The following is a 10,249-nucleotide window of genomic DNA, read 5'->3' as shown; positions in this document are numbered from 1 at the left end:
TTTTAAGATTTCTCCCGTTAAAACGCCAAAAAGCTGAGGATTCGTCCTCAGCTTTTGTTATATTTCCTCTCTGGTCGGCGGGGCCATAAACTCCGGTCCGACAGGGTCTGATATCGTATTTTCCAATATAGTATTGATATCTTTCTGATCTTCACTGTTCAGCGTCCAGCCTGTAATCTCAGATAGGGCCTCAAGCTGCCCAGGCTTTCTTGCCCCCCAAAGAGCGATATCCGCTCCCGGCTGATCTAAGATCCATCTGACAGCCAAGTGAATCACTGATTTTCCATAACGTGTCTTCGCCAGCTTATCCAATTGATTGACAGCAGAAAGATACTCTTTAAAGCGGGGCTTCTGGAATTTTGGATCGTGATTACGCAGATCATCGCCCTCAAATGTATACTCTTCGGTCATTTTGCCTGTTAACAGCCCTCTGCATAAACTGCCGTATAATAATGTTGTTATCTTGTTATCTTTCGCATAAGGAAGGACACTCTCTTCCATCTCTTTTTCAAACAGATTATATGGAGGCTGAATCGTATGGAGAGGTGCGACGGCGCGAAATGTATCCATTTGCTCAATTGAAAAATTGCTGACGCCAATCGCCCGGATTTTTCCCGCATCATATAATTCCTTCATGACTTCAGCCGTTTCTTCAATTGGCACAAGCGGATCGGGCCAATGCACCTGATAAAGATCAATATAGTCTGTTTGAAGCCGTTTCAAAGAATTCTCAACTTCCTCTACAATTCTCGCTCTGTTCGCATGGCGGAACAGCTGGTTGTTCTTCCAGTCCAGAGCCGTTTTCGTTGCGAGAATCACCTGGTCTCTTTTGCCGTACTCTTTGATTGCCTTTCCGACGATTTCCTCGGACTGCCCGAAGCCGTAAGCCGGCGCGGTGTCAATCAGTGTAATCCCCTGATCAAGAGCGGCGCGGATTGTTTCAATCGATGTTTTTTCGTCAGTGCCTCCCCACATCGTTCCGCCAATGGCCCATGTGCCGAGGCCGATTCTGGAGGCTTCTATTCCTGTATCTGCTATACTGGTATATTCCATAGTGCCACTCCTTCACTTTTTTCACTATCTTTTCCCCTCTGGAAAAAATGTTAAACATTTCTCCGCACTATCTTTTGCGGCCATTTTTGGGTACTATATAGTAATGGTGTTTGATTAGGTATAAAAAAGCCGTTTGCATGTAATGTGCAACTTTAAACCTTTCTTATGCGTGTATAACATAGAGGGGAGAAAAGGCAGTGACGATCGATGAAATTTACCAAATGTACATGAATGATGTTTACAGGTTCCTGCTCTCCATGACAAAAGACAAGCATCTTGCTGAAGACTTGCTGCAGGAAACCTTTATGCGGGCATACATACACATTCACTCCTATGATCACAGCAAAGTAAAGCCCTGGCTTTTTCAAGTGGCGCGAAACGCCTTCATTGATTACGTCAGAAAGCATAAGAAAGAAGTAACCATTTCTGATGACTTAATCGGAAGCCTCTTTCAAAATGCTGTTCAAAGTCCTGCCCATCAGGTAGAGATAAAGGAAGTGCTGACTGGTTATATGTCCGAGCTCCCCGATAATTATCGGGAGGCCTTAACGCTATATTATTTAAAAGAGTTAAACTACAAAGAAGCATCCCATATTATGAATATTTCAGAGGCGAATTTTAAAAGTGTTTTATTTCGTGCCAGACAGCGGCTGAAAGCACTTTATAATAGAGGTGTTAATGATGAATGAAGAATTTAAAAAGCGTTTTGATCAATATAAAAATGGGGAAATGAGCGACCAGGAAATGACTGCATTTGAGGAAGAACTTGAGAAGCTCGAAGTATATCAGGAACTGATTGACAGCGAACTAGAGGACGATAACGATTGGGATCTCAGCATCAGTCCTGAAAAACAAAAAGCGATTTTAGCCTACGGCAAACGCAAGTCTTATTTGCGAATTTCTGTGCTTGCCGTCATTTCGACATTGATGATTTTGCCGCTTTGTACGCTGGGAAGCTACCTCTATTACGGAATGGGTGGAAAACACAGCACCGGCAATGAGTTTATGGAAACTGCCGCGGTCACTGTAGCCCTGACCATGCCGAATGTTCTTGTTGATACTTCCGGACTGAAAAGCCAAGTGAAGCTATTTGGAATGAATACGGAATTCCCGCTGCAAAAGCAGATTGGCACGAAGACGGCTGCCGTAGGGAATGAACGGGTTGAAATGTTTTATAACAAAGTAAAAGCGCCGGCAGTAAACTACTATGACTTAGAAGTGAATAAAACCGGCCATTACTTTACACATCCTTCAAACAAGTCTGAACAAACGACCGCAAAAGCAGAAAAAACGTTAAGCACATTGCCTGAAGGAACGGTATCAGAGGTCTACCTTTCATATGACCGTGCATATCCGACAAAAGACGTGTATAACAAATTCAAAGGCTATGATGTGAGCTTTTTGTGGAACGCAATCGAAACAGAGAAAAACACAAATAAGACAGCTTCCACAGAACCTCTTGGCTATCCTGGAAAGGATTCAAAGTTCTTGGCCGCCCTTAATACAAAAGGCAAGTCGAATGGCGATCAGTTTATCAACGCCCTGAAATTCATGTCCAAACACGAAAAATGGGCTCAGGTCATTTCAAAACGGAAAGACCTGAATGTAGATAACCGATTAGATTATGTAGAGAAAAACGGTGTCAATGTATACGGTTCGGTCGTTACAGGGCCAACCAAGGAAATCCAGCGCATGCTGAAAAATAAATCTGTAAAATCAGCGAATGTCGGCGAGGTGGAATTATGGAATTGGTAAGAATTTTTAAAGAACACAATGTATTCGGCTGGATCTCTGTCGGGACAGCGGTTCTGTCCCTGCTGTTGCTGAATTTGGCCATTATCAGCAACGTCACGTTTTATTCCTATCAAATGCTTCCGTTTGCCATGGCTGCCGTTCCGTTCGGCGTTGTTGAACTCTTCATCAAGAGAGGGCGCACAGGTCCAGGCCTGCTCGGCGTCATCCTTAATCTCTTTGTGATTATTTGTGTGTATACCATTGTATCTGTAGATACGAATTTACAGTTTGGCTTTTAAAAAAGACGCCTTTTCAGGCGTCTTTTTTTTCGTTATACCGGTTTTCGGAACAAATAACTTTCTATAGTAAAACCCATTTTATCTGTATAAAATCGATGTGCGTCTTTACGCTGAAGGCCAGATGAAAGACTGACAAAACCAAGTCCGGCTTTTCTCGCCCAGTCTGAGGCATAATCCAAAAGCATTTTGCCGTATCCCTTTGATCGGCAAGGTGCCGTTGTAACAAGATCCGCAATCCACAAGTGCTCTCCTTTATGAATGGAAACTCTCGGCAGAGCCCCGCACAGCGCTCTGATTGCTGTATTTTCATATAAGGCAAACAGCATATACGATTCTTTCTGCACACAGGCTTCAAGCCTTTGTAAATACGTCTCTATATCCAGTTCTGTTCTCAATTCACTCATAATCGGATACGACTCAGCCCATTCTTCTTTCGAGGTTAATTGTTTCATATGGATCATCTTCTCAATCCCCTTTCCTTTCGTTACAATGATCATAGCTAATAAATGGCATTTGCCAAATAGCCAATATCAGAAAAAATGACCATGCCAGCTACAAAGGAGACATGAGATGGATATTACGCCGTTTCTTGATAAAAAGAGCAAAACACCGCTGTATGAGCAGCTTTATACCTTTTTTAAACAAGAAATTTCACATGCGCGAATAACAAAGGGAACAAGACTTCCGTCAAAACGCAGGCTCTCCAGCTTGCTCGATGTCAGCACGGCAACTATAGAACGAGCTTATGAGCAATTAACTGCTGAGGGCTATGTCAAAAGCAAGCCGAAAATCGGCTGGTTCGCGGCGGAAGTAGAACCAGGATTCCCGACAGCTCCTGACCATTTTCAGCAGTCTGTACAGCCGGGATTACATCAAAAAAACGCACCTGCTATTGACTTCCATCAGGGCAGCGTTGATCCGACCCTCTTTCCCTTTAACGCATGGAGAAAAAGCATAGTAAAAAGTCTTGATCGCTATTCCGGATCGTTTCACACCTCTGGCGATCCTCAAGGAGAATACGAACTCAGGCACATGATTGCCCGATTCGTCAGGCTGTCTCGGGGAGTAAATTGTGAACCCGGCCAGATTATCATCGGCGCAGGAACCACCGTGCTTCTGCAAATTCTTTGCCTTTCGCTAAAGCCAGGTACAAAAATCGGCTTTGAAGAACCGGGCTTTCACCGTTCAAGAAGGATGTTTGAAGCAAATCACATGGATGTCACTCCGATTTGTTCTGATGCAGAAGGCGTCCTGCCGGATGAGCTCTACCGTCAGAATCCTTATCTCATGTATACGACTCCTTCGCATCAGTTTCCGATTGGGACCATTATGACGATTACCCGCAGACAGGAGCTACTGGCATGGGCGGCAGAAACAAATTCATTCATTATAGAAGATGATTACGATGGAGAATTTCGCTACAGCGGCCATCCCATTCCGTCTTTACAGGGGCTTGATCCGAATGGCAGAGTCATATATCTGGGCACTTTTTCAAAGTCACTTCTGCCTTCCTTGCGGCTCAGCTTCATGATTGCGCCCCCTGAACTCATGGAACCGATCAAAAACAGTGCTCAGTTAATGAAGCAGACCGTCTCTGTTCACTCGCAATTGGCACTGGCAGACTTCATCGAAACCGGAGAGTGGCAAAAACACATAAATAGAATGAGAAGCTTATACCGAAAAAAACACGCTGTCCTGTTAGAAGCCATCCGCTCTGAACTGGGAAACACCGTTGAGATTCTCGGTAAGAACTCGGGGCTTCACATCCTGCTGCGCCTTTTGTTTCCAGCAAGTGAGGAAGAAGCAATACAAGCAGCCGCAGACCACGGTGTAACCATCTATCCCGTGTCTCCCTCATATAAAGAACAGACGCCTTTTGCTTCTGTCTTAATCGGTTATGGCGGTTTGTCAGAAGAGGACATCAGGCTCGGCATCCAAAAACTGAAAACGGCATGGGCACCGTTGATATCATCTTATTAAATAAAAAACAGGCCCCGGAAACGGAGCCTGTTTTTTTAAAATGATAAAATTCCGATTAAATTTAAGAACACGATAATAATGGCAAGCGGCACGATAAAACGAAGCAAATAAAACCACGTGTAAAAGAATGCTTTACCTGCATTTGATCCATTTCGCATTTCAGCCAAGAGTTCGCTTTTCGAAATTTTCAGCGGGATAAATAGAGAAATTAACAGAGCGCCTGAAGGCATCAAAACATTGCTGACGGTAAAATCGGCAATATCAAAAAACGTTTTGCCAAATAGGTGCACATCACTCAAAACGCCATAAGACAAGCAGCATGGGATTCCGACCAAAAAGATCAAAAGCCCGCTCGTCCATGACAGTTTTTTTCTCTTCTTTTCGTCCCCTTTTCCGATTGTGGCAACGATAATTTCAACCATCGAAAATGCTGAGGTTAAGGCTGCAAATAAAAATGCAACGAGAAAACCGATAAAAAACAACGTGCCGAACGGAAGCTGTTCAAAAACGGCCGGAAGCACTGTAAACAGCAGTGTCGGTCCTTCATTTGGCTGAAAACCGAATGAGAAAACCGCCGGAAAAATAGCCAAACCTGCCAAGAGTGTCACAATGATATTCATCAAGACAATGGAGGCTGCCGAACGAGGGATATTTTGTGTTTTCGGCAAATAGGAGCTGTAGGTCACCATAACCGAAACCCCCAGTGTTAACGTAAAGAAGGCCTGTCCCAGCGCGAATAATATGGATTCCGGAGTCAGATCGCCGAAATGAGGCACAAGCAGAAACTTTACGCCTTCCATTGCACCATTAAGCGTAAGAGACCGAAGAACGAGCAGAATAAACAATAAAAACAAAATCGGCATCATCACCGCGCTTACCCGTTCAATCCCTTTTTGAACCCCTCTTGCGACAACGATGACAGTAAGTACCATAAAGACAAGCTGAGCCACGAGCGTCTGCACCGGATTTTGGATAATAGAAGCAAAAAGAGCGCCATACTGTGCTTGAGAAAGCCCGGACAGTGATCCTGACGCTGTTTTCACGATATACAGCAAAATCCATCCCCCGATTACACTGTAAAACGACAGCACTAAGAAACACGCGGCTACACCGATCCACCCTGTAAGAAACCAAGCTGATCGCGGCGCTTCTTTTTTATATGCATCAATGGCATTCGTCTGGTTCCGTCTTCCAAAAATAAATTCCCCCACCAAAAGCGGATAGCCTAAGAGGATGGTAAATAACACGAAGATAAGAAAAAAGGCTCCTCCCCCATTGGTCCCCGCTACGTAAGGGAACTTCCAAATCGCGCCCAAGCCGATAGCCGAGCCGGCGGCTGCCATGACGAAACCGATTTTCGAAGCCCATTGGACTGGTTTTTGCTCAGACAATAAACGTCACTTCCTTTCCAGCCTATATTATCTCTTATTTTTGTCTTCATTTCTATAGATTCATTTGCCAGGAACAGAAAAGAGAGCGGCCTGTATGGCCGCTCTCTTTATCAAAAGGTTATTGATTTAATTTTGAATGCTTTCTTGAATACAGGAAATAGATTACCAAGCCGATTAACAGCCACACTAGGAAGCGGACAATCGTCACCCATCCCAGATTTAAAATCAAGAACAGGCAGAACAGAATTGCCAGGCCCGGGATAAACGGAACTCCCGGGCATTTAAAGGCTCTCGGAAGATCCGGCTGTTTCTTTCTCAAAACGATAACTGCCACAGAAATAAGTACAAATGCCGACAGCGTCCCGATGTTCACCAGCTTTGCAAGTTCATCCAGCGGAACAAGTGAGCCGAGAAGCGCCGACATCGTTCCGAAAAACCAAGTGGCCACATAAGGTGTTTTGTGCTTTGGATGCACTTTAGAAAGTGAACCCGGCACAAGTCCGTCACGCGACATGGCAAACATGACGCGTGTCTGCCCGTAAAGCATCACGAGCATAACTGTTGTCATTCCCAACACGGCGCCAATATCAATGATGCCAGCCACCCAGTTTTGTCCTGCGCTTTGAAGAACTAGAGAAACCGGATGATCCACACCCGCAAATTGAGCAAACGGGATAACCCCAGTCATGATTGCTGATACGGTGACATATAAAATCGTGCAGACCAGTAAAGAGAAAATAATGCCTTTAGGCAGATCTTTCGCGGGATTTTTCGTCTCTTCCGCAGCAGAGGATACAGCGTCAAATCCGATAAAAGCAAAGAATACGAGCGCCGCTGCACTGAATACGCCGCCAAAGCCCATTGGCATAAACGGCTGCCAGTTGTGCGGCTTCACGTAAACGGCTGCCACCGCGATAAATAGCAGAACAACCAGTATCTTCAAGATAACCATGATATTGTTGACTCTTTTTGATTCTTTGATGCCTAAATAAAGCAAATATGTGATCGCCATTACAATGACGAATGCAGGAAGATTAAACAGGGTAAAGGTGCCTTTCACTGCGCCCGGTGCCGCTGTTAAAGCAACCGGAAGATGAATGCCAAGCCCTGATAAAAACGATTGGAAATAACCAGACCAGCCGACCGACACTGCACTTACCGCCAGCATGTATTCTAAAATTAAATCCCACCCGATAATAAAGGCCATAAGCTCTCCCAATGTCGCATAAGTGAATGTATACACCGAACCTGAAACAGGCACACTTGACGCAAATTCCGCGTAAGACAGGGCGGCGAATAAACAAGCCAACGCCGCCACAACAAATGAAATCGTCAGCCCGGGACCGGCCGTGACTGCGCCTGTTCCCGTCAGAACAAAAATCCCTGTGCCAATAATGGCGCCAATTCCAAGCAACGTTAAATCAAATGCCCCTAATTCTCTTTTTAAAGATTTTTCCCCGCTCGTCGCAGCGATTAAATCCTGAATGCTTTTCTTCCTGAAAACGCTCCCTTTCATTCCCCTTCAACTCCCGATCATCTATTTTTATATATTTTATTTGAATTTTCTGAATTCATGAGTAACAATGGTCATTTTTCTTTTTTTCTACTATATTTGTACTGGTCGCGAATCATTCCTTTCTCCTACTCAATATTATATATAAAATTGCAAAAATGAAAACAAAATTGTTAGAAAAATCGACAAATTTTTTATTTTGAAATTTTTCACCACACAAAAAAACCAGCTCTTGAGCTGGTTTTTCGTTGATTACGTTGAAATAAAACGGCCGCCATTCACATGAATGGTCTGCCCTGTCATATAGGAAGATTCGTCAGACGCCAGCAGAACATAGGCGCCTGCATGCTCAACCGGCTGTCCCGGTCTTCCCATCGGGGTATCCAAGCCGTGCTGTTTCACTTTTTCCTCAGGGAATGTCGCTGGAATAAGCGGTGTCCAAATCGGACCGGGCGCCACCGCATTCACTCTGATGCCTTTATCTGCAAGCGACTTCGCCATGGAACGCGTAAAGGAAACAATCGCACCCTTTGTGCTGGAATAATCAATTAACGCCGTATCCCCTTCATAAGCGGTAATCGATGTCGTATTAATAATGGCACTCCCCTCTTGCAGGTGAGGCAAAGCTTTCTTCGTCATATGAAACATGGAAAAAATATTTGTGCGAAAGGTTTTTTCCAGCTGTTCTGTTGAAATATTAAGAATGCTGTCCTGGGGATGCTGTTCAGCGGCGTTGTTCACTAAGATATCGAGTTTACCAAAATGGTCCACTGTTTGCTGCACAGCTTGTTCACAATGGTTCTCGTCCCCAACATCTCCTGGGATAAGCAGGCAGCGGACATTCTCCTTTTCGATCCGTTTACGTGTTTCCTCTGCGTCCGAATGCTCGTCTAAGTATAGAATGGAGATATCAGCCCCCTCTTTAGCAAAGGCAATAGCTGCTGCTCTCCCTATTCCGCTGTCGCCTCCAGTAATGATCGCAACTTTTCCTTTCAGTTTTCCGCTTCCTCGATAATCCTCGTCCTCTGACAGCGGCAGCGGATTCATTTTTGACTCAATGCCCGGCTGTCTGTCCTGATGCTGCGGTTCTTGTCCTTCTGTTTGTCTGTCCATTGGGTTCACCATTCATCACTCCTAGACATGTGGTTGATACTGAACGTTACCACACGACAGAAATGAATAAACGCCAAAATATGTTATGAAAGAACTTCCTCGGGAATGGCACCGGTATATTTCGCTGACGGGCGGAAAATCATGTTGTTTTCTGCCTGTTCCAGCACATGGGCGCACCACCCTACCATTCGGCTTGCTGAAAAGGTCGGAGTAAACAATTCATCGTCAAAATCGATGGCCTTCATCACTGCAGCCGCGTAAAATTCAACATTTGTGTACAGCTTTCGTCCCGGTTTGTAGATTTCTAGCAAACGAATCGCTTCTGCTTCTACATGCAGCGCAAGATCAAGATCACGGTCATTGCCGGCCACCTCTTCTGCTTTCTGTCTCAAAGCTTCTGCCCGCGGGTCTTTTGTTTTGTACACCCTGTGGCCGAATCCCATCAAGCGCTCTCCTTTTTCGAGTTTTTCTTTCAGATAAGCTTCAGCATGTTCTTTTTCTCCAATGTCTTCAAGCATTTTTGTCACCGCAGAAGGAGCGCCTCCGTGAAGCGGACCTTTCATCGTGCCGAGAGCAGCCGTGACGGCTGACACTAAATCACTCTCTGTTGATAACGTGACTCGTGCCGAAAAAGTGGATGCGTTCATGCCGTGCTCCATGGCCAGAATCATATAGGTTTCAAGCGCTTTCTTTTTTGCCTCTGAAGGCTGTTCGCCTGTGAGCATATAATAGTAGTTTTCGACATGTCCGTACTGGGAAGAAGGTGCAATTGCTTGTTCACCGCGCGTCCATCTTTTTCTGTATGCAATGATAGAAGGCGTGATTGCAATCAGCCGGATTGCTTCCTCTGTTTTCGGATGGAATGTGTACGTATTTTCCCCCAATGCTGAAACAACCGTTCTCAGCACCGACATATCGTCCATGTTGTTTGGCAGTGATTGAATCAAGCGCTCAATATGTTCCGGAAGATTCCGTTCCGCAGCCAGCTTATCTTTAAATACCTGCAATTCTTCAGTTGAAGGCAGTTTCCCAAATAAAATCAAATAAGCTGCTTCTTCAAACCTGTGATTCAGTGCGATGTCTTTTGCATGATGTCCTCTGTAAATCAGACGCCCTTTTTCACCATCAATATGGCTGATGGATGTTTCCACACATGTAATTCCCTT

Annotated in this window: 10 protein-coding genes; 4 read left to right on the top strand and 6 right to left on the bottom strand. The window is 44.8% G+C overall.

Translation table 11 applies throughout. The features are described from left to right. Positions 1–57: 57 nt before the first annotated feature. On the bottom strand, positions 58–1,053 hold the full coding sequence (gene akrN, locus RAC86_RS29345; RefSeq protein WP_240304250.1) for an aldo/keto reductase AkrN: 996 nt from the start codon (positions 1,051–1,053) through the stop codon (positions 58–60). A 197-nt stretch (positions 1,054–1,250) separates the two neighbouring features. On the opposite strand from akrN, the gene sigM reads away from it, so the two are divergent. From sigM to RAC86_RS29330, 3 genes are read left to right on the top strand one after another with little or no spacing between them, the layout of a single operon-like run. Then, positions 1,251–1,742 (top strand): RNA polymerase sigma factor SigM, encoded by a 492-nt coding sequence (gene sigM, locus RAC86_RS29340; protein ID WP_003224177.1) that lies wholly within the window; start codon positions 1,251–1,253, stop codon positions 1,740–1,742. Further along, on the top strand, positions 1,732–2,808 hold the full coding sequence (locus tag RAC86_RS29335) for an anti-sigma factor (RefSeq protein ID WP_010886459.1): 1,077 nt from the start codon (positions 1,732–1,734) through the stop codon (positions 2,806–2,808). The genes sigM and RAC86_RS29335 overlap by 11 nt, the downstream gene beginning before the upstream one ends. After that, the gene (locus tag RAC86_RS29330) at positions 2,796–3,086 is read left to right on the top strand and encodes an anti-sigma-M factor (protein WP_003233341.1); all 291 of its coding nucleotides are present in this window, start codon (positions 2,796–2,798) and stop codon (positions 3,084–3,086) included. Before RAC86_RS29335 ends, RAC86_RS29330 begins: the two co-directional genes overlap by 13 nt. Before the next feature lie 32 nt (positions 3,087–3,118). Here the strand turns inward: RAC86_RS29330 and RAC86_RS29325 are convergent, their stop codons facing one another. Beyond that, entirely contained in the window at positions 3,119–3,547 is a 429-nt protein-coding gene (locus tag RAC86_RS29325) for a GNAT family N-acetyltransferase (RefSeq protein WP_009966899.1), read from the bottom strand. A gap of 109 nt (positions 3,548–3,656) precedes the next feature. Here RAC86_RS29325 and pdxR point away from each other — a divergent pair, with 109 nt between their 5' ends. Beyond that, positions 3,657–5,066: a MocR-like pyridoxine biosynthesis transcription factor PdxR gene (pdxR, locus tag RAC86_RS29320; RefSeq protein WP_377886328.1), complete on the top strand. Its 1,410-nt coding sequence runs from the start codon at positions 3,657–3,659 to the stop codon at positions 5,064–5,066. Between the two features lie 35 nt (positions 5,067–5,101). Here the strand turns inward: pdxR and RAC86_RS29315 are convergent, their stop codons facing one another. From RAC86_RS29315 to citA, 4 genes are all read right to left on the bottom strand, one after another. Then, on the bottom strand, positions 5,102–6,457 hold the full coding sequence (locus RAC86_RS29315; protein ID WP_116315404.1) for a sodium-dependent transporter: 1,356 nt from the start codon (positions 6,455–6,457) through the stop codon (positions 5,102–5,104). A 118-nt stretch (positions 6,458–6,575) separates the two neighbouring features. Next, positions 6,576–7,973 carry a branched-chain amino acid transporter BcaP gene (bcaP, locus tag RAC86_RS29310; RefSeq protein WP_003233350.1) on the bottom strand — a complete coding sequence of 466 codons (1,398 nt, stop codon included), beginning with the start codon at positions 7,971–7,973 and terminating at the stop codon, positions 6,576–6,578. 249 nt (positions 7,974–8,222) lie between these two features. Beyond that, positions 8,223–9,092 (bottom strand): SDR family oxidoreductase, encoded by an 870-nt coding sequence (locus RAC86_RS29305; RefSeq protein ID WP_015483011.1) that lies wholly within the window; start codon positions 9,090–9,092, stop codon positions 8,223–8,225. A gap of 74 nt (positions 9,093–9,166) precedes the next feature. After that, positions 9,167–10,249 (bottom strand): citrate synthase CitA (gene citA, locus RAC86_RS29300; protein ID WP_377886327.1); only part of this gene is annotated, 1,083 nt, incomplete at its 5' end.

The organism is Bacillus sp. LR_5 (assembly GCF_042709275.1).
Note: the sequence above shows the minus strand (reverse complement) of the source record. Positions and strands in the feature narration are given on the sequence as shown.

Coding starts and splice junctions, on each gene's coding strand:
- RAC86_RS29335 (WP_010886459.1), top strand. CDS start 1,732: ATGATGAATGAAGAATTTAAAAAGCGTTTTGATCAATATAAAAATGGG.
- pdxR (WP_377886328.1), top strand. CDS start 3,657: ATGGATATTACGCCGTTTCTTGATAAAAAGAGCAAAACACCGCTGTAT.
- RAC86_RS29330 (WP_003233341.1), top strand. CDS start 2,796: ATGGAATTGGTAAGAATTTTTAAAGAACACAATGTATTCGGCTGGATC.
- bcaP (WP_003233350.1), bottom strand. CDS start 7,973: ATGAAAGGGAGCGTTTTCAGGAAGAAAAGCATTCAGGATTTAATCGCT.
- RAC86_RS29325 (WP_009966899.1), bottom strand. CDS start 3,547: ATGATCCATATGAAACAATTAACCTCGAAAGAAGAATGGGCTGAGTCG.
- akrN (WP_240304250.1), bottom strand. CDS start 1,053: ATGGAATATACCAGTATAGCAGATACAGGAATAGAAGCCTCCAGAATC.